The following is a 25,197-nucleotide window of genomic DNA, read 5'->3' as shown; positions in this document are numbered from 1 at the left end:
CCTTGAAATCGAGTGAGTCGAGACCAATTGCCGATATGAATAACGTGTTAAACGATCAGTCCAATGAAGAGTTCAAAAAAATCATTTGTCGTCGTGTTCCTATCAAACTTCAGCAGTTTGCACGATTACTCAGTGAACTCGCCGAGTCTCAGATCGATGTGGTTCGCGTTAAAGCGATGGAAAGCCAAATTCGTAAAACCAAAGAGCTTTGCACTGAATATGGCGCCGAATCCACAGCTAACTTACTCACTCGTATTAGTTCTCAACTGACTCTCGACAACGAAACGTTAGAGTCGCAAAAGCCGCTTATTAGACGATTTATCGATCGGCTGCACAATCATGCCGAAAAGCTTAAACAGGGCCAATTAGAGACCAGTTCTGGTGCAACACTGCGAGAATCAGCAAACGACTCAAATGAGCCTACTGATGAAACTCACGAGCAAGGTGATGCACCTGAAGCACATCAAGAGCCAGATATTGACACTCATTCACCAAAAGCCGACTCGGAAGAGCTCGATTTACCAAATCAAGAATCACTTGAACCAGCTCCATCTGAAATCGAACCAATGGATGCTGAGCCTGCTGCAGAGGCCCCTGATACAGCAGCAGAACACAAGATGAAGCCGGACTCAGTCGAGCAGACAGCACCTGAATCTTTCGATACGCCCGAACAAGATGTTCAACCACGTGGACTGGTTGAAATTAAATCCGAATATGAATTTAAACACAGTATTATTGATGAAGCACCGGCAACTCCTACATTCATTGAGAGTGGAAGTGAGCTTACCGTTTATTGGTGCATGAATGACGAAAAAGCTTTTCAGCACGTCAGAACTCAAATTCAAGACTTTGGCTACGAAGTCGAGAATTTACAAATCAATGCTGCTATAGAGCAATCCGCAGGTAACTCTCAGAAAGTTGTAATCACTCAACTAAACGACTTCGATGACGACGTTGAGCAGCCTATAAATGAAACCAGTCATTTAATTGTTCTGGCTGAACACGACACATTAGAACAACGATTAAAAGGAATTCGACTAGGCTCGACGCTATTTTTTGCTAATCCAGTTGATTCCATAAAACTCATGGAGCACCTGGAGGAGTTAGAATCGTCCAAAAAAGCCGATGCTTTCCGTGTCGCGGTTATGGAAGATTCTAAAGCACAAGCCAAATTCAATGACAAAGTTTTATCTTCAGCTGGTTTTGAAACATGCATTATTATTGATCCAATGGAGTTGCTAAACTCTCTGAGTAACTTTGACCCTGAAGTCATATTTATGGATATGCAAATGCCCGGCTGTAACGGCATTGAGCTCACCAAGGTTCTCCGGCAACAAGAACGTTTTAAAACGGTCCCCATAGTCTTTCTATCCGCCGAAGAGAACCACGACAAACAAAGAGAAGCAATGACATCCGGTGGCTCTGCATTCATTGCAAAACCCGTGAAAAAAGATCAGCTATTGTTCACTGCAGAACTTTATGCACGACGTACTCGCAATCTTGAACCTCATCTTGCTCGAGACTTCCAAACCGGGCTAAATTCATCGGCGCTATTGAAAGAACAACTCACCATAGAAACAGAGCGCGCCATGAGACAAAACGACAGTATGTTTTTGGCTCTCATTGAGATGAATAACTTAACCGAACTCAATGAAAAGCACGGTTATGCATTTGGTGAAAGGGCAACTCAACAATTGGCCCGGTTGCTTCGTCAGCGTTTAAGAAAAACCGACTGTATTGGCTTTTTCGACACCCATCGCATTGGCGTTATATTAAACCACTGTTCAGACCAAGAAGCCGAATCAATCATGAGCTATCTCACTCAGACATTTGCCGGAACTCCCGTTGCTTATGAAAATAAAAATGTTCATGTCACTCTGTCAGTCGGTATTTCAAAATTGGGGACCGATTACGATGTTCAACGGCTGGTAAAACGCTCAGAAGCGGCTCTCAGCCAGGCTCAAAATCAGAGCGAATCTCACTTAATTTGGGCCGACGAAACACGTAAATAAACATTGATACCTATCAGGCATTTTATCGACTCAATCACAAATCGTTCGAAAAATCGCCGGAGAAGGCCCTGCTTCGTGTAAAATCATGACAAATGTCTGTCGAAACTCACTTTTGAGACGAATAAAATGCAACAAACGGACGATACCATCGTCTTATTAACGACGGTGCCCGATTTGAAAACTGGCCAACTTTTGGCACAAACATTAGTAGAGCAAAAGATAGCGGCCTGTGTAAATCTGTTACCAGTCATGCAATCGTACTATCTTTGGCAAGGTGAAATTGAGTGCGACAATGAGCAACAACTCATAATAAAAACCGAAAGTTCTCTACTCAATCAGGCAGAAACATTAATTAGAAAACATCATCCTTATGAAGTGCCCGAGCTTATTGCAATTAAGCCAACAGCGATGGGCGAAGACTATTTAGAGTGGTTAAAGCAGTGCTTACAGAAATGAAAAAGTTTACTTATATTTGTGTTCTTGCCCTTATGTCAGTTACGGCAATGGCAGCGGAAAAAGCAGATTTATCTAGCTTATTTGGAAAGTCAGACGACTTTCTTGAAGTCGATGAAGCCTTCCCTATTTCAGTGGAGGTTTTTGACAATGAGTTGATTGCAACATGGAAAATTGCACCGACTTATTATCTTTACCAGCATCGACTTAAAGCTCAGCTAAAATCCGCAGAAATTGGCCAGGTATTTATGCCTGAGGGCAAACATAAAGTTGATGAATATTTTGGTGATGTACAAATCTATACCAAACAACTTCAGCTCAGCATTCCATTTAAAACTACTAACACAAGCTTTGCAGCTGAACTGGAGTTTCAAGGCTGTGCCGAAGCCGGGCTGTGTTACCCTCCTACCAGTCGGTACTTTAAAATTGATATTACTTCAAAAACAGCTCGCTTAATGGAAAGCAGTGATTACGACTCTTTCAGCGGTAATAAAAGTCAACAATGGTCTGCTCCAGCAAAAGAACCCCAATTCGGTAAAAAAGAGAACGGAGAAAAAGGAACATCTGCCTCGCAAAAAAAATCAACGTCTATAAACAGCGGGCCAGCATCAACACAGATAAATGATTCTCAATCGGATAAAAAAGAATTTGTATCGGAAAAGGACGTTATCCTAAACACATTAAATGATTCATCAGTGATCGTCGCATTTTTTACACTCATTATATTGGGTGTTGGTTTAGCATTTACACCATGCGTTTTCCCGATGATGCCTATCATCTCAAGTATTATTGCTGGACAAGGTAAAGATATAACAACTTCAAAAGCGTTTTTATTGTCGTTAGTTTATACACAAGCCATGGCCATACCCTACATTATCATCGGCATCATCGTAGCAGGGGCAGGAGCAGGTGCGACATCGGCACTGCAGTCACCCATAGCAGTTTCCATCGCCGCAGTAATTTTTCTTATTCTATCGCTCGGCATGTTTGGCTTTTTTGAAATCCAACTACCTTCATCTTTGCAAAATAAACTCAATGCCGTCAGTCAAAAACAACAAAGTGGTAGCTATCTTGGTGCGGCAATTATGGGTGCGATATCAGGTGCTGTCGTTTCTCCATGTGTCACCATTCCGCTTATCGCCGTTTTAACTTGGATCAGTACCGTTGGTGATGCCTTCACCGGAGGTATATACCTTTACGGTTTAGCTTTAGGTATGGGTATTCCATTAATTATGATTGGTGTTGGTGGTGGTAAAGTTTTACCCAGAGCCGGAGCCTGGATGAATGCCGTCAAAAGCGCCTTTGGCGTTATTATGATCGGAGTCGCGCTCTATATCACCAAACATCTAATTCCTGGACAGCTCAACTTGGTGTTATGGGGAATATTATTCACAGTATGTGGAATATATATGGGAGCCCTAAAACAAGTCGAGTCAGGCTGGCCTACATTCTGGAAAGGTATTGGTGTTGTACTATTAATTTATGGTGGAACATTGATCATTGGTGCTGCAAAAGGCAATACATCAATTTTCAAGCCTTTAAGCAATTCAACTTCAAGTCACTCGATCACGCAAAGCAATGAATCAACGCCACAAAACAAGGAATATGTCGATCATGCTGGTTTCACTCTGATAAAAACAAGTGCTGATCTCGACCGTTATCTAGCACAGGCAAAAGCGGAGAATAAAACGGTTATGCTCGACTTTTTCGCCGAATATTGTACCGCTTGCTACGAATTTGCCGAACTGACTTTTCCTGATCCAAAAGTGCAAGCCGCTTTATCGAATACAATATTGCTTCAAGCCGATGTTACTGCCGGCGACGACGCAGACAAGGAGCTGATGGATCGCTTTACAATTTTTGGTTTGCCTTCCATTCTCTTCTTCGATAAAGAAGGTAACGAAGTCAGTGGACTAAGAGCCGAAGGATTTGAAGACGCAGAGACCTTTACTGCGCGCATTGATGCCGCCATCGGCGATTAAAAACACCAAAAATCAACTTCCCCTTTTTATGACAAATGTCATCTTAAATTGATGACATTTGTTTCTGCACACACCTCCTCCTAATTGAGATACTTTCGTTATGGCATAGGAGGACTCATGAACCAAAACAAAACCCTGATAAAAGTCGAAAACGTCTCCAAATCCTTTGGCGATATAAAAGCATTACGCGGAGTATCAATGTCGCTTCAAGCAGGGCAAGTCATTGCTTTACTCGGCGAAAATGGTGCAGGAAAAACAACGTTAATTAATCATTTACTAGGACGAGAAACTCCCGATAGTGGCTCAGTTTCTATCGCAGGCCATACTCCTGGCAGCTATCCCGCTCGGCAAACTATCGGTGCGGTACTGCAGTCTGCGGCGATGCCCGAAACCTTAACGGTCAAAGAGCATATTGAACTATTCAGTAGCTATTATTCATCACCTCGAACACTAACAAACACCTTAGAAATTGCCGGCCTGACAGAGCTTCAAAATCGAAAATTTAAAGCGCTTTCTGGAGGTCAAAAACAACGTGTTCTTTTTGCTATAGCAATCTGTGGCCAACCTCCCATTATTTTACTGGATGAGCCAACTGTCGGCTTAGATGTACAGTCGAGAAGACAATTTTGGCAATGCATACGTAACTTGCGAGAGCAAGGAACCTGCGTATTGCTGACGACGCATTATTTGGAAGAAGCCGATGCTCTTGCTGACCAAGTGTTACTGCTAAACAAAGGAGAAATTGTTCATCAAGGCTCTTCAGAGTCATTAAAACAACGCCTTGGCGGAAAACGTATTCGGTTTACCTACAGTGATCCTACAGCAGCTTTTGAACACTTACCTGCAGTAAATCATGTGATGTATCGCGGTAGCCAAATAGAACTTATTAGTGAATGCGCTGAAGAAACAGCCACAGCATTACTAACACAATATCCCACACTCTCTGATTTAACGATAGAACAAGTGTCATTGGAAGATGCATTTATTCATTTTTCAGTTAAAGATAATGATAAGGAACTTGCGGCATGATTTCTCAAATAAACTCTATGCGTCAATCGGTAAGCTTATCGAACATACTCTGGTTAGAAACACGCAATGAAATTTTAAAAACTTTTCGAATGCCAGCTTTTGTTATACCCAGCTTAATTTTTCCAGTTATGTTTTATGTCTTTTTTGGTGTGCTTTTTAACCAATCGGGAGCAGACGGCAACATGTCTCATTACCTTATCGCCACTTACGGTGTTTTTGGCATAATGGGACCCGCATTATTTTCATTCGGCGTTGGCGTTGCTGTTGAAAAAGATCAAGGCTGGTTTGCTGTTAAACGATGCTCGCCCATGCCAATAAGTGCGTACTTTATATCTCGAATACTAACATCAATGATTTTCGGACTGATTATTGTCTTAGAGCTTTTTATCATTGGTGCCGTATTTGGTGATGTGGTTCTGACGAGAAGCCAATGGATTCTAACTCTAGTTTCTTTATTGCTTGGAACGTTACCCTTTTGTGTACTCGGTTTGTGGATCGGTTTAACAATAAAAGGCCAAGCAGCGCCTGCAATTGTTAACCTTATCTATCTACCAATGGCATTTCTTTCTGGCCTATGGATTCCACTCGGAGTATTTCCAGAGTTTATGCAAAACGTAGCCTGGATATTTCCGGCTTTCCACTTATCTCAAATGGTTTTATCGATTCAAGGTTTAAGCCTAGGTTTTGATTTAATTTGGCACTTACTCAGCTTAGTTACAATGTCCGCAATTGCGTGGCTGCTTGCCGCTCGCGCATTTAATAAGCACGCATAATTAAGGAGCTAGCATGAGTTACTCTAAAATTGGGATCGCTTTAGCAACACTTTTGGTAATAGCAATAATTATGTTATTGCCAACTCCCAAAGATAATAAACAATTAAATAAAGAACTCTTAACCGAAAAATCTAATAGCTTTCGCATTAAAGATGCCGTTTGGTTTGATGGAATAAATTGGAATAAACATGACTTAGTCGTCGTTAACGGTAAAATTGTCGATAACTCAGCAGATATCCAGGATGATTTACTTACCGTCAGTTATAATGATAAATTTATTATTCCCGGATTAATTGACGCGCACACCCATACTTGGGGCAATGCATTAAAAGACGCACTCTCTTTTGGCGTGACGACTGAGCTCGACATGTTTACCCAGCCAGAGGTCCTTAGTTCAGTAAAATCACAACGCCACGAATCAGTCAAAACAGATCAAGCTGACTTATTCTCTGCTGGCGTCTTGGCCACTAGTCCAGGAGGGCATGGAACGGAATATGGATTTGATATCCCAACGATTGATCATCCTGATGCTGCAGAGTCATTTGTTAAAGCACGCATTGCAGAGGGTTCTGATTATATAAAGATTGTATATCACCACAAAACAAAATATGGGCCCTATACTTCTATAGACTTCGCTACATTAAAAGCACTAATTGATGCAGCAAAAAAATATAATAAATTGGCTGTTGTTCATATTTCAGACTACCAATCAGCAAAAGAAGCCGTACAAGCAGGTGCAGATGGCTTGGTTCATTCATTTGGTGACAAAGAGGTCGACGAGTCTTTAATTGCACAAATGAAAGCAAAGAGAGTTTTTATTATTCCAACACTCACAATGCTTTCAAGTCTGTCAGGTATTAAAAACAACAGCTTTATAGTGGAAGAGTCGACCCTATCAACAGTCGTTTCTAAATCACAAATCAACCAACTAACGCAAACTATCGACGCCTCATTTCAAAACAATGACGCACTAGAAATTGCTAAAGAAAATGTGGCAAAGATGCACTCTGCAGGAATCAAGATATTAGCAGGAACCGATGCGCCTAACCCTGGAGCAGCCCATGGGATAAGTTTACATCAAGAGCTTATTTTACTTACTGAAAGTGGGCTTTCTCCAAATGAGGCATTAATCTCTGCAACCTATGCGGCCCACTCTGCATTTGGCTTGAAAAACCGCGGACATTTAAAGCCCGGAGCCAAAGCTGACTTTCTTATATTAAATGAAGATCCCAGAATTAAAATATCAAATACCCAGTCTTTATCGTTAATCTATAAAAATGGCTATGCAAAAAAACTGGAAGTCAAAAAAAATATAAGTACTCCAATTCAAGGCACACTCGCTGAATTTACTAAAGATCTGAGCACAAAAACTAAAATTCCACTATTTGCAACCAGTGACAAAATGGCAAAGGGTAATTCTGTTGCCAAAGTAAGCTGGAGTAATAAAGGATGTAACCAAAGCGGCAGCGCAAAAGTTAGTGGCGAAATAAAAAGCGGTTTCCCCTTCCCTTGGGCTGGAGCAATGGTTGTATTTAGCTCCGATATGTCAAAAACCTTCGACTTCAAAAATAATACCAGCCTGGATTTTGAGTTTGGTGGAGAAGCAGGAAACTATCGTCTTTTCATATTTGTCAAAGGCATACAAAGACCGAAAGAAATTCCCTTTGAGCTACCAAACACATCCATTAATAATTGCAAAGCTATCTCTATTAACCTGAAAGACTATGATAATATTGACTGGTCTTCAGTTACAGGTATTGCATGGGTAGTAAACCCTAACCGTGGTAAGTTTGACTTTTATTTGGATGATATCGTACTTCGGTAACCATATATGAAGCTTTTGAGTTATATTCATAATTTTTTATTACCACCGCAACATGATCAAGGTTACTTGCCTTACGTTTGGTTAAGTTACCTTGGCATCTATTTTTTTAACTATCTATTTCGCCCCCCCAGTGATACAGAGGTTATTACAACACTAATAATCATTCCTGTTTTTTTAGTAATCTATTTTTCGGCCTTTCGTCGCGATGGGCTTTCTCTGGTAATACATATAATACTGCTCTATTTGATAGGCATATATACATCGCAAGAAAATATTGGTGGAAGTGTGTTTATAGTCTATGCGGCTTCATTTTGTGCGCAGTTTGACAAAGCTAAGAATGGCTTTACCATGCTTATTGCATTAATAGCAGCCACTGCTTTCTATTCGTTTTTATTTAACCTATCAAGCTACTTTTACTTGCCGGCTATATTTTTTAGCATTTTAGTTGGCGGCAGCAATATCTATTTCTCTGAAGTTTCCAAAAAGAATCAAGTTATAAAGAAATCACAAGAAGAAATTGAAAAGCTGGCAACAACGGCCGAGCGCGAACGAATTGCCCGCGATTTACATGACGTAATTGGCCATACTTTCTCACTGATTACCCGAAAAGCAGAACTCGCTCGAAAACTCGTCGATAAAGACGCAGAAAAAGCAAAAGCGGAAATTCTCGATATTGAACTAGAAAGTCGCCGTGCACTAAGTCAAGTTAGAGAAGCTGTGTCAGGATACCGAAAAACAAACTTAAGCAACGAGTTGCTTGCAGCAAAGAATTTATGTCAAATCTCGGAAATTGAATTTGAGGAAGAAGTAAAATCTTGCGACCTAAATGAGTCAATAAGTAATTCGCTAGGATTTATAATTAAAGAAGCTTTTACCAATATTTCTAGACATTCATCCGCCGATAGCGTGAGAGTAAAGTTTGATATTATTTCTGGAAATTACCAACTCGAAATAAAAGACAATGGTTCCATTAAAAGCGATACTCCAATTACCTTTGGCAATGGACTAATCGGTATCAAAGAACGTGTACACCAGTTAAATGGCTCCCTAAACATTTCAACCAATGAAGGATTCAGGTTAACAGTGTTAATACCGGTCCATTCATAACAACATTTATAACTAAGCTCTCGGCAGATTTTTGCTAAACTAAATCTTTAAAAGCCATTAAAACAGACAAGTATAATGATAGATTATGGACGCCTTATTGAAAAAAATTAGTTTACTCCTTTTCTTATTACTCTCAGCAGAGTGCTTTGCAGAGCGATTGAAGGTCGGACTTGCTTTAAGTGGAGGCGGAGCGAGAGGCGCTGCACATATTGGAGTTCTCAGAGAACTTGAAAAGCACTCTATACCGGTTGACTACATCGCTGGTACGAGTATGGGTTCAATCGTGGGTGGTTTATACGCTAGTGGATATTCTCCAGATGAAATTGAGAATATAGTTAAAACCATTGATTGGCAAGCTGGCTTTGAGGACGAAGTTAAGAGGTCAAATCGTTCTTTTCGTCGGAAACTCGATGATCGAAGGTTTATATCTAAACTGCAACTCGGATTAGATATTGAAGGTTTGAAGTTACCTGCAGGCATCGTCTCAGGTCAATCGGTCGGTATCATCTTAAACCGACTATTTGCACCTGTTTCACATATTCAAAATTTTGATAATCTTCCTGTACCTTTTCGCGCCGTCACTACAGATTTAGCTACCGGCAATACCGTCATCATAAAATCTGGATCAGTTGCAGAAGCAATCACCGCCAGTATGTCAATTCCGGGTTTTCTGGTACCCGTTTCTAAAAACAAGCAATTACTAGTCGATGGCGGAATAGCAAATAATCTGCCTATTTCTGTTGTTCGAAACATGGGAGCGGATATTGTCATTGCTGTTGATATAAGCACGCCTCTTTTTAAATCAGATGAACTCAATGATGTTGTTGACGTTGCCGAACAACTTACCAGCATTCTGACAAGAAAGAATACTGAGCAACAACTAAAACTATTAACTGATAAAGATATTCTTTTACTTCCCGAATTGGACGGCATATCGACATCCGATTTTGATATGGCTGAAGTTGCTATTCCTAAAGGTGAAGAAGCTGTAAAAAACTCAACAAAGATAAAATTGTTAGCTCAAAAAATGGAAGGTATTGACTTCAAGAGAAGACAAAAGCCAATAATTTCAAACGAAACTGTAGTAATTAAAAATATCGTAATCAACAATCCCACATCAGTTTTAACATCACAAATACTCAACGTTTTAACCATTCAAAAAGGCGATATTTTCTCCAGAGAAAAGCTAGAAAGCAATATCGAGTTAATCTATGGTCTAGGATATTTTAGCCTAGTTCAATATTCAACAATAATAGAGGATGACTCTGTTGTTATAAAAATAGATGTTAAAGAAAAAAGCTGGGGGCCAAATTTTCTTCGACTCGGTTTTAGCTTCAGTGCATCCGAAGATATTGATAATAAAATCAATATATCTGCCAATTATTTAATGACTAATATAAATAAGCTTAATGGTGAGCTTTCTTTAGGAGTAACCCTAGGAAACGACCGAGACTTCGATATAAGCTGGTATCAACCGTTAAGTACAGTTTGGTCACCTTTTTTAGACACAAGATTAAATATATCTTCTGATCAGTTTAATTTTTTTGATCAAAACCAATTGATTGCTGAGTTTACGGTTGATTCACTTTCAGGAGATATTGCGCTTGGTACAGAAATAGGGAACTGGGGTGAAATTCGATTTGGAGCACATTATCTAGATGGGACTCTCGATCAAAAGATTGGCATACCCGTTATTGAGGAAATTAATTATCAAGATGCATATCAATATTTCAAAGTAGAGGTCGACACGCTAGACAGCTTACACTTTCCAAAAAATGGTTTATTACTTCAATATTCCTATTTACGTAGCAACGAATCATTAGGCTCTGAGTTCAACTATCGACAAAGTAAGTCGCGATTACTTAAAGCATTTGAATGGCATAATAACTCAATAACTTTCGGTGCTAATTATTTTAGAAGCAAAGGTAGCTTCATACCACTCAATGCATTTCATCGTAGTGGTGGATTGCTTAATTTTAGTGGTTACGAAATAAACCAACTTTCTTCTGAGAATGCGGCAAATGCATTTTTAGTGTATATGCGTCGAATTAAACCAGCACCACTTTTGGAAATGTACTTGGGCATATCCTACGAGCAAGGTCAAACATGGAATAAACCGGAGGAATTTGACTGGGACAATGCTATTGAGGGATATAGCATTTTTGCAGGCTCCGAAACTTACCTCGGACCCTTTTATATTGCTTATGGTAAAAATGATAATTCTTCGTCATTTTACATTATGCTTGATAAACTTTTTTGAGAATAATAATGAAAAATAGAATTAAAATAGTTATCGCCGAAGATCAAAGTATGCTTTTGGGAGCTCTCGCTTCATTGTTAGATTTAGAAGAAGACTTTCAAGTAATTGCAACGGCAAAATCAGGAACAGATGCTTTAAACTTGGTATTAGAGCTTTCACCAGATATTTTTCTAACCGATATAGAAATGCCAGAAATGAGCGGCCTTGATATTGCTAACGAATTATTTAAAAGGAACAAGTCGACCAAAGTTATTATCCTGACAACCTTCAATCGAGTAGGATATCTAAAACGTGCAATGGACTCTGGAGTAAAAGGCTACTTATTAAAGGACTCTCCTAGTGATTCATTAGCAGACGCAATACGAAAAATAGAATCTGGTCGAAAGGTTGTTGATCCTGAGTTAATAACAGATGCTTGGGATCAAGTGGATCCACTAACCGAAAAAGAGCGTGCTGTATTGCAAAAAGCAGAAGCAGGCTTATCGACACAGGCTATTGCAGAACAATTAAATCTATCGCACGGTACAGTTCGAAATTACTTATCCAACGCAGCCAGTAAGCTCAATGCAGCGAATAGAGTTGAAGCAGCGAGAATTGCTCGTCAAAAAGGTTGGCTCTAGTTATCTTATTGTTATGGTGTAAAAGCGCTATATTTTTCAATAAACTTCCACTTTCACACCATAAGATAAATTATTTATGAAACCTTAGTCTTATAACGGTGCTGGACCGCCACCATTGGAACATTTTGGCACATAGATTGAGAAATTATACCAAGTACCTGCCCGTCCATTTGAATAGCTCTAACTCTCATACTATGACGTTTAGCAGAGTCCGTTGTCGAATAACGCATTGCATTAGCACTTCCACGATAACGCTGATACCAAAGTCCACTAATATTTCTCTCTAATTCATATATCGTGTTTGCGCCCTGACTTTCCCGATTGATAAATCCTTCACGAGTATAATAACGGCAAGCTCCATATTCATAGCGGGCCCAAGAAACATATGGTTCTACGATAGGAGCACCATACATATATCGCAGTGTTTGTTTATCAATTCGAGTTAAAACGTCTCCACCTGTCGGCAAAGTCGTTTCATTCCCTGTACTATCTAATCGAGTTATTGTTGGCTGTGAGTTATCGATTGCAAATGCGTAGCGATGATAATGCATAATTGAATTAAAATCATAAGGTGTTGAAGTATCTTTAATTATCGTTCCACTCCTTTTATCAAAATTATCTCTTTTGTCACGCTCGATGTTATCGAAATGAATTCGAATGTATCTATCACGATCAGTTCGAGACTGTTCATGCCACATCCCTAGTGCGTGCATCAACTCGTGCTTTATGGTACTTAATCCCGTACAGCCGGTATCTAAGTTTAAGTTTTGGCGACCACCTTTTCTGCCTACATTAGAAAAACATCCATCTTCATTGTCAGTAATATAAATATAATTTCGATGACTTGTTCTTTGAACAAAAGTAATTCGAGCCGTACGTTCCAACGTACTCATAGCTGCATATATTCTGTCTTGCTCAAACGTAGAAAAAGCGCCTGACTCAATTACAAATGGCACTACACCCGATGGCCATCGTGAATTACTAACATTACCCGAAGCGTCTTTTTGTGAACTTAAATACACGGCTTCCTGATATGTTCTTGCTATCTTATCGGCTTTGCCAAGCAATATATCACCTTGATGTATTGCATTTCCGTCAAATCTCTTAAAGCTAACTTCAATAATTTCCATCTGCTGAGTTTTATCATTGAAAACGGAAATGTATCCAGTTTCGACTTTCTCTGGTAATGGTGCGTTTTTAATAGAATATAGCGGACCGCTAAGCGCAACCACTAAAAAGCCTACAACAGCTTTCATATTTAATTTCATAATGAATACCTTTTATTTAGTTCTTTTTTCCGTGTAATTCGTATTTATCCTTGTTTTGAAATTCCTATTGGGGAGAAAGGAAACAAAAGCATCGACATCCTAATAAATATCTCAAATCAATCAACTCTTGTTCCCTTTATGAGACAAAGACTTTTTAAAGGCAAAAAAAAACCCCGCATCTGCGGGGTTATACTGAGACCAAATTCAACTTAACCAGGGAGTAAAGCGAACGGTACTACTAAAAATTATTTTACAGCAACTGGCTGAGCTTCTGGCACAAATGCGTCTTCTTTTTCATCGGAAATATTAGTCTGCTCAAGCATTTCTTGCTCTATGAAAACCGACTTTTGTTTAGGCTTGCTTTGACTAACAATAACACCCATCAACACAATCAACGCACCAACGTATTGCAACCCAGATAGCTTTTCGTCAAGTAGCAGCCACCCAAAGAATAAACACGCTAGCGGTAATAGATTTAACCATGCGCCAGCTTGGCTAGCAGTCATCTTACCAAGTGAAAAGTTGTAGCAAGTGAAAGCAAAAATATTAACGCCCCAAGCTAGAAATAAAACCGCCATTGCACCGTCCCAAGTGATCGATGCGGGAACTGTATCACCACTCATTAACACAGCAGGTAGAAAGAAAACGCTACCGACAAATGTCTGAATGCTCGTTAAAAACAGTGGCGAGTAACGATGCATCAACTTGCGAGCAATCAAGCTATACGCAGCAGCAAAAGCAATCGCAAAAAACTCCAGAATATTTCCAAGTAACGGATTTGGTGCGCTTTCAGACGCTTCGCCTGAAACAGATAGCAACACAGCTCCAAGTACTGCAATAATGCAACCCGCAATGAGTCGTGCCGATACTTTCTCTTTCAGAAAATAGTAGGCTGCAACAGCAACCATTAATGGCTGTAGTGCGGTTATCATTCCTGCTTCAGAAGCAGTAGTATAAGTAAGGGCCAAGCCTTCGAACACGAAATATAAGCAAGGTTCACACAATGCCAACCCTAAAAACCAGACCCAATCACCTTTCTGGTACTTTTCGTTTCGAAATGCAGGAATAAAAAAGAAAAGAACCGCGCTTGCCAAAATCATACGAAGAAACACGGTTAGCATCGGACCAAACTCAGCAACAGCCACTTTCATGAAAACAAATGAGCTAGCCCAAACGAGGATAGCAATAATTAGTGCCGGTAACGCCAATTTATGAGCGTTGTTTTGCGAAACTTTCAACATGCTAACCTCCTCAATATCGTTAGGTGTGGCCACCAATTGACCAACAAATCACCAGTTGAGGTATATTAGCGACTCAATTTGAGATTGAGAAACGAAAGTTTTTAAGGCCAGACATTAAAAATTCTAATGCGAAATAGAGGTCGAACCAGATTGCCGGTAAATGATATTTTTTAATTGCATAGCAAGCCATTTTGGATCGTCTTGCGGCAAATCATGTCCAGCCCAAGGGTGAACATAACTATCTGAATTATAAAACTTTATTAAGTCTCGACTGCAGTCTGGATTAACTAACCGGTCGCCTTCAGAATAGATGATTGATAATTCAGGAAGCAAAGCTCTTGGAGGCGGTGAGAATTTGAGTGCCGCCCAGATCTGCTTAATCTGATTTGTAATTGTTACTGGATGGAGAAGTTGAATTTCAACCCAACGACGAATAATCGTTTCATCTACCGGCCGAGTATTACAAGTCATCCGATAGACTGCACGCTCTTTTGCCGCAATCGAGGGTCTAAAAATAGCACCGGGATGATTAATCGCTTTATACGCAAGTAATCTTTTGTAGAATGGCGTGAGGTTACAACTGGAATTAATGGCAACCACATGACTAAAAGTTTCAGGTTCCAATGCAGCCCAAGTTAGAGCGAGCATGCCGCCTAGTGACAAACCAACAATAACCGCAGGCTCCTCAGAGCGGGATAACTGCTGTGAAAGCAGAGGAATGTAATCTGCCAATGCGGTGGGACTCGGCTTCCGGTGCAATATACCAGCGCCCGGCAAATCAGGGGTTTCAATTGTCGAATCAGGAAAAACCGCCTTAATTTCATTTAATAGCGGAGTCCAATGAAGCTGATCGCGTCCGAGCCCTCTCAACAATATAAAACGCATCTTAGTACCAATCGTCTCGATTTACTTAATATCAATAAATACGATAGAACAGCCTCTATCGATGGGGTGAACCATTGCTCTATCTATAACTTTGGACCCCACAATTGAAAAAGTCCATGTTTATCCAGATTACAAATAAGTAAATTTAGGGTCTGATAACTTTTACCCAAAATTTTGTAGCTCAGATCACAAAATTAGAAAACACTATCAGAGAATTCAAACCTTAAAACAATTTTATGGCCAGTCGGCTTTATACCAATACGTCCAATTGACCGCCAAGACTTTGCGCCTGACGCAATTGTGAGATACGTCGATCAAGACTACGCTCTACGCGTTCTAAATTACGAATTTCTCGCTCTATGGACTCGTTCCTATCCTGTAAATTATCTTGGCGCTGAACGACACTTTGCTTTTCATCTGAGAGAGACTCAATTCTAATTTGTCGACCATCAACATCGACCGGCTGAGCAGCCGTTCTGAGTTGTTGCTCTTCTGACTTAATGCTTTCTATATTGCTATCAATCAAAGGAGCTTCTATCTTCCCAGTATCACTCACTTCAATGTCTGTCACTGATCGTGGAGTTTCTGCTGGTTCGATGGTAAAAGGACCGATCTTGTCGGCTGGTATTGGCGAAGATTTACCGTCAATAGTAATGGTTGGACGAGAACTTTGCGCCGTAAAATTCGACAGTTGGCTAATATTGGTCAATGTAGTCAAAACACACCTCCGCCTGACCTTTTTAGTATAAGCAGGCATTCCTACATTGACTATCAATTTGAAATGTATGCAACAAATTATTCTGTCTACTCATTCCGCTTAATTCAAAAACGAATTAAAAACGCACCCATCTCAAATCAAAATACCTTTTAAAGCCCAATTATTTCAAACGACTTGAAGCAATTCATGTTAACTTTGGGGCTAATTCAAAAGTTTCGGTTTTAAAAATAAAGTTAAGGATCATGAATATGAAACGCTACTTATTTTTGTTCATTCTCATACTCTCGAACTCTCCGCTTTTCGGAGCACCAATAGAACTCTCGATCAGAGTATTAGCTAAAGATGCAAAATTTATTGGCTCAAGCATGCAGGGCGCAGAAGTCACCGTTACTGATATATCTACCGGTAAAACTCTTGCAAAAGGCCTGACAGAAGGTGGCACAGGGAATACAAAAATAATTATGAAATCCGCACACAACCGCGGAGATGTTCTTAGTAGTAAAGAAAGCGCCTCTTTTAATACAACATTAAATATTTCTCAGCCGACCAAAGTTAAAATTTCAGCGAGAGGCCCAATGAACCTTGGCGAAAACTCAATGACAACAACAGTTGAGTTATGGCTCATTCCAGGCAAACACATGAATCAAAAAGACGCCATTATGTTGGAGTTACCAGGCTTCTATATTAAATCCCAACTCAACGAGACCAAAACCCCAAATACGGCCTCCGTTACTAGTGAAATTAGAATGATGTGTGGCTGCCCGATTGAACCAGAAGGACTTTGGGATGCTAATAATTATGAAATCACAGCCTATCTTCTAAAAAATGGTAAAGAAATATCACGAAAACCCATGAAGTTTGAGAAGACGAGCTTTTTCTCCGCGGATTTTAATCTTACAGGTCCAGGAAAATACGAAATTGTTACCTTTGCATACGACTCTGCGACATCGAACACAGGCGTGGACACTTTACAGCTCAATAAATAAACTCTAGTTAACTAAAGCAGCCCTTTTAAGAGGGTTGCCACTTACTCATCCGACCACAAGCGTAACAAACTTGCGGCTAAATGCCGCAAAATTGCATTAAACGTGACAAAATTCCGCAATTAATCTAGACTTGCTCACTCAGCTGATGCAATATTGTCTCACTAAATTAAGTTTTACTCGTTTATCGATTTTCGCCGCAATATCGCAGAAAAAGAGTGAATAAATCTATGCGAACATTTTTGCTGCTAAATGGCCCTAACCTAAATCTTCTCGGCACTCGTGAGCCGGAAAAGTATGGTAGTGCCACATTAGAGGAAATCGAGCTACAGGTTCAAAGCTGCCTTAGCAAATACAAGATCAACGTCGAATGCTTTCAAAGCAATGCAGAACATCTATTAATTGAAAGAATCCATTCGGCGAAAAATGAAGAGATTAATTACATTTTATTTAATCCCGCAGCGTTTACACACACTAGTGTTGCATTGAGGGATGCATTACTTGCGGTCGATATTCCATTTACGGAAATACATTTAACAGACCCAAAATCGCGAGAACCATTTCGACACCACTCATTTTTTTCTGACATAGCAAAAGAAGTGGTTTCTGGTTTGGGTGCAAAAGGTTACTTGATTGCCGCCGAAAATGCAGCGCAAGCACAAATTGCTGCGACTAATTAAAAGATTTAATAAAACAGCCCATTTTTTAAATAAGAAGGTTAAAAACTATGGACATTCGTAAAGTTAAAAAGCTCATCGAATTACTCGAAGAGTCCGGGGTTTCAGAAATTGAAATTAAAGAAGGCGAGGAAAGTGTTCGGATCAGCCGAAATGGTCCAATGTCAGCAGCTCCTGTTGCAGCACCTGCTCCAAGTCATACCGTTATACCGGCAACGGCTCCCGCAGTTGCAGAATCAGCAGCACCATCTGATGCTCCTTCAGGCGAGCCGATAAAATCGCCAATGGTTGGTACTTTTTATCGAGCCCCTTCCCCAGGTGCAAAGCCATTTGTCGAAGTTGGCGATAAGGTCAACAAAGGCGATACGCTGTGTATTGTAGAAGCCATGAAAATGATGAATCACATAGAGTCTGAAGTTTCTGGAACGGTAAAAGCCATTCTGGTGGAAGACGCAGAGCCCGTCGAATTCGACGAAGTTCTTTTCATTGTTGAATAACTTAAGCGCATAACTAAAAAGATTAGGTGGACTCATGTTAGAAAAAGTCCTGATTGCCAATCGGGGAGAAATTGCGCTAAGAATACTTCGAGCGTGCCGCGAACTTGGTATAAAAACTGTGGCAGTGCATTCCACAGCAGACGAAAATTTAATGCATGTTAAATTAGCAGACGAATCCGTGTGCATAGGCCCACCCTCGCCGATGCAAAGTTATCTTAATATTCCAGCAATTATTGCGGCAGCCGAAGTAACAGACGCAGTCGCCATACATCCGGGATATGGTTTTTTAGCTGAAAATGCAGACTTTGCTGAGCAAGTAGAAAAGTCTGGCTTCACCTTTATCGGGCCGAAAGCAGACACGATTCGTTTGATGGGAGATAAAGTTTCAGCCATTGATGCAATGAAAAAAGCAGGCGTACCTTGCGTACCAGGCTCCGGCGGACCACTGGGCGAAGACGAGCAAGAAAATAAAGCTATCGCAAAACGCATTGCATATCCTGTCATTATAAAAGCATCTGGTGGTGGTGGCGGTCGCGGAATGCGTGTCGTACGAAAGGAAGAAGATCTTATTTCATCCATTGCATTAACCAAAAACGAAGCTCGTGCTGCTTTTGGTAATGATATGGTTTACATGGAGAAATTTTTAGAAAATCCTCGCCACATTGAAATTCAAGTCCTCGCAGATAATCATGGAAACGCCATCTATTTGGGCGAGCGTGATTGTTCAATGCAAAGACGCCATCAAAAAGTTGTTGAAGAAGCACCTGCTCCGGGTGTGACTGAAGAAATGCGTAGCTTTATTGGCCAGCGTTGTGTTCAAGCTTGTAAAGAGATTGGTTATCGCGGTGCAGGAACTTTCGAGTTTCTGTATGAAAAAGGCGAATTTTATTTCATAGAAATGAACACTCGCGTTCAAGTTGAACACCCAGTAACAGAACTCATTTCTGGCGTAGACATTATCAAAGAGCAATTACGAGTTGCTGAAGGTCAGCCCCTTTCATTTAAGCAAACAGATATTAAGTTAAAGGGACATTCCATTGAGTGTCGTATAAATGCTGAAGATCCTGAAAACTTCATTCCATCACCGGGCACAATAGGCACTTATCATGCACCAGGTGGACCAGGAGTACGTTGGGATTCTCACATATATGCCGGCTATAAGGTTCCACCCAATTATGATTCAATGATTGGCAAATTGATTACCTATGGTGAAACACGTGAAGTTGCGATGGCTCGAATGCAGATGGCACTAGAGGAAGTTGTTATTGGCGGAATCAAAACCAATATTCCTCTACAAATAAGAATTATGGCCGATGAAAACTTTCAAAAAGGTGGTACTAATATTCACTACCTTGAGAAAAAGTTAGAACTTGAAAAAGAAAGTTAAATAGCTTTTAACATAAATAAAGCCGCATTTTCGCGGCTTTATTTTTTAAACTCACAAAGTTTTTCTTTCACGAATAAATCAATTATTTAAACTCTATGCTGGTATTGCCCAGTGCTCTTTTAACAGCTATTTTTTGATTTTTCCCCATCAATATTTTCCATTGACGCCAAGTTTCTGAAGCTAAAATACGACGTTCTTTTCGGCACCAGACTTGATGATATAATCGCTTAATTTCTTTGTTTGTATCTGGTGAGCGTTGCAATAATTCATTGGCCAAACTTAGCGAATCAGATTCAGGTGCATCACTTATTTTTGTCACCAAGCCAAGCGATAGTGCTTCTTCTGCACCAATGATCTTAGAAGTCATCGCCAATTGCATTGCTCTATCAGCAGCGAGGCTTTCACGTAGAGCTAAGGTTCCACCCATATCAGGAATCAATCCCCAACGCGTTTCCATAATAGATAATGATGCGTCCTTATGAGCAATTCGAAAATCTCCCCCCAAAGCAATTTGCATCCCGCCACCCCAACATTTTCCATGTATTTCCATAATGACGGGAACTGCTAATCGGCGCCAACCAACAACCACTTTCTGTGCCAAATTAGCGTTTCCAGGTAACCACTTCCAAAGTAACTTAATACCATTGATAGGACTTTTTAAAACAGACTTTGTATCTAATCCAGAGCAAAAGCTTTCGCCAACACCGGATACAATAACAACTCGAATGTCCCGATTTTTTCTTATTTGACGAATCACTCGATTAATTGATTTAAACATCGCCATGTCGAGAGCATTGTGTTTTTCTGGTCGATTCAGCCGAACAAAACCGATATGATCTTTAACAGTAAATGAAACTCTTTCGTTGTCCATTCTTCAATGCTCTAGTATCGTTAAAATTGTTAATCAAATAAATTTAGAGTTCCGCTAATTAAAAGCAGCGTTCTATATTGAATACTGTGTCAATATTTTAATTAGCAAGACGATAAACACATGATACACTTCTGTGGATAATAACTCATATTAACACTATTCATGAAAGCATTCATAACACTCATCATTTCATCGACGCTTACTTTATCAGCGTATGCTATTAGTGAACCAGAGCAAGAATCTGGAAACGTTGAGCTGACATTGAAAAGTACAGAAGAAAGCTCAAATGACCATCATCAGTTAGTAAAGAAAAGAATCAAAAATGAGCTTGATGCTTATGACAATACATTTGCGATTATTCCGCATAAAGTAAATTATATTCTCCCGTTCACGTATCTTGATAATCCTAACGAAGCGCCTTTTGCTGACTCCAACCGCTCACTTATGAATGCGGAAGTTAAATTTCAAGTTAGCTTTAAAGTTCCTGTTATTAAGTCGACTTTCTTTGGCGATAATGGTTATTTATTTTTTGGGTACACCTCTCAGTCAGTTTGGCAAGCCTACAACACAGATGAGTCAAGCCCATTCCGAGATACCAATCACGAACCTGAAATAATGATGATGTTTACAACAGAGCAATCATTTTGGGGCACTCGAATACCCTTAGTTACTTTCGGAATATCCCACCAAAGTAACGGACAGTCTGGTAATTTATCCCGTAGCTGGAATCGACTTTACACCAATATTTTGCTTGAATACGAAAATTTCTACATCAGTTTCAAACCCTGGTGGCGTATTCCGGAGCGACAAAAAGAAAATGAGTTCGACGTAAAAGGCGACGACAACCCGGATATTGATGACTATTACGGTTATTTTGAGCTTCGAGCTTTTAGAAAGATTAATGAGAATGAACTGTCCATCATGATTCGAAATAATTTGCGTTCGGATAACAGAGGAGCTGTCGAAATTAACTACTCATACCCCTTTTCAAAAAAGGTACGAGGTTATGTTCAAGTATTCCATGGCTATGGAGAAACTCTTCTCGATTATAATTATAGAAATACGCGGTTAGGAATAGGAATAATGTTAAATAATTGGCTCTAAAGCTCAAACAAGAAAGCTACCAGCGAGACCAACTCATCGGATTGACATACCAATTTTCGCCCACTTTATGCATTTGAATTGACAGTAAGCGACGCTCTCCATTATTAAACTCAACCTTGACTCGTGCTCTAGCACGATCGTCTTTTTGATAATGATCCGTCACCGCTACTAAAGATATATCACCGCGAAATTTGCGCGTATTACTTTTTGCAGTTGAGTCCTTCTTTATAAAAAGCGAGTAATCATCCGTTGCGTTGTAGTCCTTTTCTTGTACTAGCTGCTTGAATCTTGGCAAATTAGCATAATAAACAGCTTCAACGTATTCTTTCGCTACAACTTTGGGGTCAGACTGATCCACACCACAACCAATCAAAACAAGGCTAAATAACACTACGATAAGTACTCGACTCACTACATGACTCGCATTTTTTCATCTTTTACGGGGTACTTATAAGTATAAGCGCCCTTTTCAATATCTCAAATAAATCGGCAAATCAATTACAATGTCGGGTTATAAGCTTTTTTCAAAAACCGAAAAGTAGTTGGTGAAATACAATTTCACAGATTAATTATCCTTGATAATTGAAAAGCTTACCCATTTGGTGAATGATACAACTTTGTTATCCTTTGAGATAAACAGTTAACCCCTTACTACGGACTTATTCCGTTAGCTAAAGTATCAGCATTTTGGATGTGATATGTTAAAAACTCTGCTTTTAATCGGCTTAATCAGCTCAATGAGTTTCGCCTCTGAACCACGCTCCGACAATCGTGAGAAATTCATTTACATTATGCCCGATGATCGGGGCTGGCAACTGGTAGAACAATGCACGCGCAGTGTTTATTATCCAGAAACCTTTTGGCGAGTCACCGAGGCGCAGGTCGACGCAATTGAAAAGAGACTGGTGAAACACCTGGAAAAACTCAAAGAGCAAAAAGCGAGTTTCGTGCCAGAAGCTCTGAACAATTACAAACGCCAATACATTGGCTTTGAATTAGAAGGAGAGTCCTATTTCTACGGCAACTTTTTCCCAAAAGATGCTGATTTAGAAGTCGACCCGATTCGTCGTGGAGTTGTGACTTGCCGAGGTGACAAACGATATTGGGGATTTTTATTTAATATCGATACCTTTAAATTTGTTACTGTCGAGCGAAACGACAAAATGGTTAAACCACCTGGCGCCTGGGATCCCAAACGCTCGAAACCGCAGGAACCCCAAAAGTAATTTTATGAAATAAACTCGACACTTATAAAGTTTCGGGTTTTGAAAACCATCGATTACGAATAGAGCCTATGAGGCTCTGTACAATAAATCCGGCTAATATCAAAGATAAAGCGATCTCAAATCCATTGTAATGATGCACAGAGTCAACTCCTGAAACAATAGCATTTTGCCATTCAAACCGCTGTAGAAGGAAGTCGGTAAGAAAGCCGAATCCTAAAGCGCAGAAAATGACGCCAAATAAATAGGCAAATAAAGCCTGACCACCCAGCTCTTTTTTAATGATGCCTAATGTTCCGATATTGGTGGCAGGACCGGCTAACATAAATACCAAAATAGCCCCTGGCGATACTCCTGCAACCAGAAAACCAGCAGCAATTGGCGTTGAAGCAGATGCACAAATGTACATAGGAATACCAATGACCGCCATTATCAGCATTGCATATAATCCACTACCCCATTGCGCTAGCCATTCGGTAGGAACAAAAGTTTGAATCAAAGCGGCAATGACGATTCCAAAAATTAACCAACCGGCGATGTCTTTGAGTAATTGTCCAAATGCATAATTTAATCCACCTATTGCATCTTCAATGAAAGAATTTTTCTTTTCAACCGATGAGCCACAACAACTGGGCTGAGTCACTTTCGACGCGCAACAACCGCTGTCATTTTTAACTCCTGTATCCTGAGTAAATTCCGTCGAGTACTCTTTCACTAAAAAACCAGAAACAATCGCACTAACAATCGCTGCGATGGGACGAATAATTGCCATAAAGGGCCCCAGCAAAGCGTAAGATAAGGAAATAGAGTCTGGACCAGTTTCTGGCGTCGACACTAAAAACGAGACAGTTGCTCCTTTAGATGCGCCAGCTCGCCGTAATCCCAAAGCAGCAGGAACTACTCCGCAACTACAAAGAGGCAGCGGGGCTCCGATGACCGCTGCTTTTAAAATGCTGTAGCGGCTATTTTTTCCCAATTGACGATTCATCCAATCGGCAGGAATGAGCACCTTCATCAACCCAGCTATGATAAGACCCAAAATCAACCAAGGTGCCGATTCCAGCCAAATAGACGTTAAATTATTGATAAATTCGGTAATCATACGCTGGCTCCCACAACATCATCTAACGCTTTTAAAATCGTACATTGCTCAGCAGATGCATCGCCACCATCGCACTGTTTATATAATTTGAGTAATGCAGAGCGCATACGAGTGAGCTCTTGAATGCGCTGATCAACTTCTTCTAACTTATGTCGAGTTACTTCTTTAACATCTTCACAAGACTTTTCATCTTTGTGAGAACGTAGATCCAACAATTCTTTAACACTATCGAGACTAAACCCGACTTGTTTAGCATGCTTTATAAAGCGCAAACGCATTATATCTTCATCAGAATAGAGGCGATAACCAGATTGCGAGCGCTTACTTGGCTCTGCGAGCCCATTCTTATCATAAAATCTAAGCGTATCGACAGAAAAGCCGCTTAATAGAGCTGCTTGCTTAATCTTAAACATAATTAACTTAATTTGATGATCAATGAGTAATTATTATAAACCCTGAAGTTAACTCCAGTGTCAAATAGTCCACATTTCAAGGATCAATCAAGAGATTGCAGAATTAATTAGCCGTAATGCTTTCCTGCAGTGCGTATTATCGATTAGACGGCCAACTAATTAAGCAGCTAATTCTTTGAAAGGAAAATGAATTAAAGTATTAATTAAATCTTGTTGCGCCTGAAAAATCTCGCGGCAAGTCTCAGGATGCAAATAACGACAATAAATATCCAAGTTTTCATGCGCTACAAAATCTAACTCAATGGGATGTTCCACAATAGGTTCCACATTACCGGGTAAAATAAGATGCTCATTCGCATATTCAATAATCACATGTTGCACTTTTGACTCAAGAGTTAACTCCGTGTCTAACAATGCCTGACGAACATCGTGCATGTCGGCAACTTCTTGATGAGACACTTTTGCTAAAAAAGTTTTCCTAAACTGACGAAACTCCTGAACTCTCTCGTCGGCGACCGATATTGCGTCAAGTAACCCTTCTACCTGCTTGGTACTAATTACTTTTTGCGCATGCGTTGAGTACCAAAGCAAAAATAAAATGACATTAATATTTAGGTCAAAGTCATCCTGAAGCTTTAAACACGCTTCTTCAATATTGTCCTGCTGATAAAACTCAAAGCTGAACTGCCAAAATTGCTGCCTGTCAAAAATTGCTGATTCGGTCATTGAAATCCTCCCCCGACTAACTATAGCAGAGCGACGCTATT

The 25,197-nt window shown here is 40.1% G+C and carries 24 protein-coding genes; 15 read left to right on the top strand and 9 right to left on the bottom strand.

The window, feature by feature from the left end; genetic code table 11:
- Positions 1-35: 35 nt before the first annotated feature.
- The 9 genes from FAX86_RS07980 (at position 36) to FAX86_RS07940 (ending at position 12,061) form a co-directional block, all read left to right on the top strand.
- Positions 36-2,012 carry a response regulator gene (locus tag FAX86_RS07980; protein ID WP_144392803.1) on the top strand — a complete coding sequence of 659 codons (1,977 nt, stop codon included), beginning with the start codon at positions 36-38 and terminating at the stop codon, positions 2,010-2,012.
- Positions 2,013-2,138: 126 nt separating this feature from the next.
- Entirely contained in the window at positions 2,139-2,468 is a 330-nt protein-coding gene (gene cutA / locus FAX86_RS07975; protein ID WP_144392802.1) for a divalent-cation tolerance protein CutA, read from the top strand.
- Positions 2,465-4,447 (top strand): protein-disulfide reductase DsbD, encoded by a 1,983-nt coding sequence (gene dsbD / locus FAX86_RS07970; protein WP_144392801.1) that lies wholly within the window; start codon positions 2,465-2,467, stop codon positions 4,445-4,447. Before cutA ends, dsbD begins: the two co-directional genes overlap by 4 nt.
- A gap of 117 nt (positions 4,448-4,564) precedes the next feature.
- A complete protein-coding gene (locus FAX86_RS07965) occupies positions 4,565-5,476 on the top strand; it encodes an ABC transporter ATP-binding protein (RefSeq protein WP_144392800.1) in 912 nt (303 codons plus the stop codon).
- Positions 5,473-6,249: an ABC transporter permease gene (locus FAX86_RS07960; RefSeq protein WP_205859125.1), complete on the top strand. Its 777-nt coding sequence runs from the start codon at positions 5,473-5,475 to the stop codon at positions 6,247-6,249. Before FAX86_RS07965 ends, FAX86_RS07960 begins: the two co-directional genes overlap by 4 nt.
- Before the next feature lie 13 nt (positions 6,250-6,262).
- Positions 6,263-8,074, top strand: a complete 1,812-nt coding sequence (locus FAX86_RS07955) for an amidohydrolase family protein (protein ID WP_144392799.1) — start codon at positions 6,263-6,265, stop codon at positions 8,072-8,074.
- A gap of 6 nt (positions 8,075-8,080) precedes the next feature.
- A complete protein-coding gene (locus FAX86_RS07950; protein ID WP_144392798.1) occupies positions 8,081-9,181 on the top strand; it encodes a sensor histidine kinase in 1,101 nt (366 codons plus the stop codon).
- A 97-nt stretch (positions 9,182-9,278) separates the two neighbouring features.
- Positions 9,279-11,441: a patatin-like phospholipase family protein gene (locus tag FAX86_RS07945; RefSeq protein WP_164503507.1), complete on the top strand. Its 2,163-nt coding sequence runs from the start codon at positions 9,279-9,281 to the stop codon at positions 11,439-11,441.
- Between the two features lie 8 nt (positions 11,442-11,449).
- Positions 11,450-12,061 (top strand): response regulator transcription factor, encoded by a 612-nt coding sequence (locus tag FAX86_RS07940; RefSeq protein WP_144392796.1) that lies wholly within the window; start codon positions 11,450-11,452, stop codon positions 12,059-12,061.
- A 74-nt stretch (positions 12,062-12,135) separates the two neighbouring features.
- Here FAX86_RS07940 and FAX86_RS07935 read toward each other — a convergent pair whose 3' ends face one another.
- The 4 genes from FAX86_RS07935 to FAX86_RS07920 all read right to left on the bottom strand — a co-directional run bounded on the left by FAX86_RS07935 (position 12,136) and on the right by FAX86_RS07920 (position 16,173).
- Entirely contained in the window at positions 12,136-13,329 is a 1,194-nt protein-coding gene (locus FAX86_RS07935) for a M12 family metallopeptidase (RefSeq protein WP_144392795.1), read from the bottom strand.
- A 245-nt stretch (positions 13,330-13,574) separates the two neighbouring features.
- Positions 13,575-14,570, bottom strand: a complete 996-nt coding sequence (locus FAX86_RS07930) for a DMT family transporter (RefSeq protein WP_144392794.1) — start codon at positions 14,568-14,570, stop codon at positions 13,575-13,577.
- A 123-nt stretch (positions 14,571-14,693) separates the two neighbouring features.
- Positions 14,694-15,455 carry an alpha/beta fold hydrolase gene (locus FAX86_RS07925; RefSeq protein WP_144392793.1) on the bottom strand — a complete coding sequence of 254 codons (762 nt, stop codon included), beginning with the start codon at positions 15,453-15,455 and terminating at the stop codon, positions 14,694-14,696.
- 250 nt (positions 15,456-15,705) lie between these two features.
- Positions 15,706-16,173: a DUF3450 domain-containing protein gene (locus FAX86_RS07920; protein ID WP_144392792.1), complete on the bottom strand. Its 468-nt coding sequence runs from the start codon at positions 16,171-16,173 to the stop codon at positions 15,706-15,708.
- 248 nt (positions 16,174-16,421) lie between these two features.
- On the opposite strand from FAX86_RS07920, the gene FAX86_RS07915 reads away from it, so the two are divergent.
- From FAX86_RS07915 to accC, 4 genes are all read left to right on the top strand, one after another.
- The gene (locus FAX86_RS07915) at positions 16,422-17,159 is read left to right on the top strand and encodes a hypothetical protein (protein ID WP_144392791.1); all 738 of its coding nucleotides are present in this window, start codon (positions 16,422-16,424) and stop codon (positions 17,157-17,159) included.
- 227 nt (positions 17,160-17,386) lie between these two features.
- Positions 17,387-17,836, top strand: a complete 450-nt coding sequence (aroQ, locus tag FAX86_RS07910) for a type II 3-dehydroquinate dehydratase (RefSeq protein WP_144392790.1) — start codon at positions 17,387-17,389, stop codon at positions 17,834-17,836.
- 47 nt (positions 17,837-17,883) lie between these two features.
- On the top strand, positions 17,884-18,330 hold the full coding sequence (gene accB, locus FAX86_RS07905; RefSeq protein ID WP_144392789.1) for an acetyl-CoA carboxylase biotin carboxyl carrier protein: 447 nt from the start codon (positions 17,884-17,886) through the stop codon (positions 18,328-18,330).
- A 34-nt stretch (positions 18,331-18,364) separates the two neighbouring features.
- The gene (gene accC / locus FAX86_RS07900; protein ID WP_144392788.1) at positions 18,365-19,717 is read left to right on the top strand and encodes an acetyl-CoA carboxylase biotin carboxylase subunit; all 1,353 of its coding nucleotides are present in this window, start codon (positions 18,365-18,367) and stop codon (positions 19,715-19,717) included.
- Positions 19,718-19,799: 82 nt separating this feature from the next.
- On the opposite strand, the gene FAX86_RS07895 is transcribed toward accC, so the two are convergent.
- Positions 19,800-20,588, bottom strand: a complete 789-nt coding sequence (locus FAX86_RS07895) for a crotonase/enoyl-CoA hydratase family protein (RefSeq protein WP_144392787.1) — start codon at positions 20,586-20,588, stop codon at positions 19,800-19,802.
- A gap of 162 nt (positions 20,589-20,750) precedes the next feature.
- Here FAX86_RS07895 and FAX86_RS07890 point away from each other — a divergent pair, with 162 nt between their 5' ends.
- A complete protein-coding gene (locus FAX86_RS07890; protein ID WP_144392786.1) occupies positions 20,751-21,692 on the top strand; it encodes a phospholipase A in 942 nt (313 codons plus the stop codon).
- A gap of 16 nt (positions 21,693-21,708) precedes the next feature.
- Here FAX86_RS07890 and FAX86_RS07885 read toward each other — a convergent pair whose 3' ends face one another.
- A complete protein-coding gene (locus FAX86_RS07885) occupies positions 21,709-22,104 on the bottom strand; it encodes a DUF4878 domain-containing protein (RefSeq protein WP_144392785.1) in 396 nt (131 codons plus the stop codon).
- Between the two features lie 286 nt (positions 22,105-22,390).
- On the opposite strand from FAX86_RS07885, the gene FAX86_RS07880 reads away from it, so the two are divergent.
- Positions 22,391-22,918 (top strand): hypothetical protein, encoded by a 528-nt coding sequence (locus tag FAX86_RS07880; RefSeq protein WP_144392784.1) that lies wholly within the window; start codon positions 22,391-22,393, stop codon positions 22,916-22,918.
- A 22-nt stretch (positions 22,919-22,940) separates the two neighbouring features.
- Here FAX86_RS07880 and FAX86_RS07875 read toward each other — a convergent pair whose 3' ends face one another.
- From FAX86_RS07875 to FAX86_RS07865, 3 genes are all read right to left on the bottom strand, one after another.
- Complete coding sequence (locus tag FAX86_RS07875) at positions 22,941-24,017, bottom strand: SO_0444 family Cu/Zn efflux transporter (RefSeq protein WP_144392783.1); 1,077 nt, start codon at positions 24,015-24,017, stop codon at positions 22,941-22,943.
- A complete protein-coding gene (gene zntR / locus FAX86_RS07870) occupies positions 24,014-24,430 on the bottom strand; it encodes a Zn(2+)-responsive transcriptional regulator (RefSeq protein WP_144392782.1) in 417 nt (138 codons plus the stop codon). Before zntR ends, FAX86_RS07875 begins: the two co-directional genes overlap by 4 nt.
- 159 nt (positions 24,431-24,589) lie before the next feature.
- Positions 24,590-25,156, bottom strand: a complete 567-nt coding sequence (locus FAX86_RS07865; protein ID WP_144392781.1) for a TIGR02444 family protein — start codon at positions 25,154-25,156, stop codon at positions 24,590-24,592.
- Between the last annotated feature and the right edge of the window lie 41 nt (positions 25,157-25,197).

This window comes from Pleionea sediminis, from assembly GCF_007570825.1.
GTDB lineage: Bacteria > Pseudomonadota > Gammaproteobacteria > Enterobacterales > Kangiellaceae > Pleionea > Pleionea sediminis.
This window is presented reverse-complemented; position numbering and strand designations above follow the sequence as displayed.

What these genes read in the sequence shown, in the direction of transcription:
- FAX86_RS07980 (WP_144392803.1), top strand. Translation starts at nt 36, where the DNA reads ATGAATAACGTGTTAAACGATCAGTCCAATGAAGAGTTCAAAAAAATC.
- cutA (WP_144392802.1), top strand. Translation starts at nt 2,139, where the DNA reads ATGCAACAAACGGACGATACCATCGTCTTATTAACGACGGTGCCCGAT.
- dsbD (WP_144392801.1), top strand. Translation starts at nt 2,465, where the DNA reads ATGAAAAAGTTTACTTATATTTGTGTTCTTGCCCTTATGTCAGTTACG.
- FAX86_RS07965 (WP_144392800.1), top strand. Translation starts at nt 4,565, where the DNA reads ATGAACCAAAACAAAACCCTGATAAAAGTCGAAAACGTCTCCAAATCC.
- FAX86_RS07960 (WP_205859125.1), top strand. Translation starts at nt 5,473, where the DNA reads ATGATTTCTCAAATAAACTCTATGCGTCAATCGGTAAGCTTATCGAAC.
- FAX86_RS07955 (WP_144392799.1), top strand. Translation starts at nt 6,263, where the DNA reads ATGAGTTACTCTAAAATTGGGATCGCTTTAGCAACACTTTTGGTAATA.
- FAX86_RS07950 (WP_144392798.1), top strand. Translation starts at nt 8,081, where the DNA reads ATGAAGCTTTTGAGTTATATTCATAATTTTTTATTACCACCGCAACAT.
- FAX86_RS07940 (WP_144392796.1), top strand. Translation starts at nt 11,450, where the DNA reads ATGAAAAATAGAATTAAAATAGTTATCGCCGAAGATCAAAGTATGCTT.
- FAX86_RS07935 (WP_144392795.1), bottom strand. Translation starts at nt 13,329, where the DNA reads ATGAAATTAAATATGAAAGCTGTTGTAGGCTTTTTAGTGGTTGCGCTT.
- FAX86_RS07930 (WP_144392794.1), bottom strand. Translation starts at nt 14,570, where the DNA reads ATGTTGAAAGTTTCGCAAAACAACGCTCATAAATTGGCGTTACCGGCA.
- FAX86_RS07925 (WP_144392793.1), bottom strand. Translation starts at nt 15,455, where the DNA reads ATGCGTTTTATATTGTTGAGAGGGCTCGGACGCGATCAGCTTCATTGG.
- FAX86_RS07915 (WP_144392791.1), top strand. Translation starts at nt 16,422, where the DNA reads ATGAAACGCTACTTATTTTTGTTCATTCTCATACTCTCGAACTCTCCG.
- aroQ (WP_144392790.1), top strand. Translation starts at nt 17,387, where the DNA reads ATGCGAACATTTTTGCTGCTAAATGGCCCTAACCTAAATCTTCTCGGC.
- accB (WP_144392789.1), top strand. Translation starts at nt 17,884, where the DNA reads ATGGACATTCGTAAAGTTAAAAAGCTCATCGAATTACTCGAAGAGTCC.
- accC (WP_144392788.1), top strand. Translation starts at nt 18,365, where the DNA reads ATGTTAGAAAAAGTCCTGATTGCCAATCGGGGAGAAATTGCGCTAAGA.
- FAX86_RS07895 (WP_144392787.1), bottom strand. Translation starts at nt 20,588, where the DNA reads ATGGACAACGAAAGAGTTTCATTTACTGTTAAAGATCATATCGGTTTT.
- FAX86_RS07890 (WP_144392786.1), top strand. Translation starts at nt 20,751, where the DNA reads ATGAAAGCATTCATAACACTCATCATTTCATCGACGCTTACTTTATCA.
- FAX86_RS07880 (WP_144392784.1), top strand. Translation starts at nt 22,391, where the DNA reads ATGTTAAAAACTCTGCTTTTAATCGGCTTAATCAGCTCAATGAGTTTC.
- FAX86_RS07875 (WP_144392783.1), bottom strand. Translation starts at nt 24,017, where the DNA reads ATGATTACCGAATTTATCAATAATTTAACGTCTATTTGGCTGGAATCG.
- zntR (WP_144392782.1), bottom strand. Translation starts at nt 24,430, where the DNA reads ATGTTTAAGATTAAGCAAGCAGCTCTATTAAGCGGCTTTTCTGTCGAT.
- FAX86_RS07865 (WP_144392781.1), bottom strand. Translation starts at nt 25,156, where the DNA reads ATGACCGAATCAGCAATTTTTGACAGGCAGCAATTTTGGCAGTTCAGC.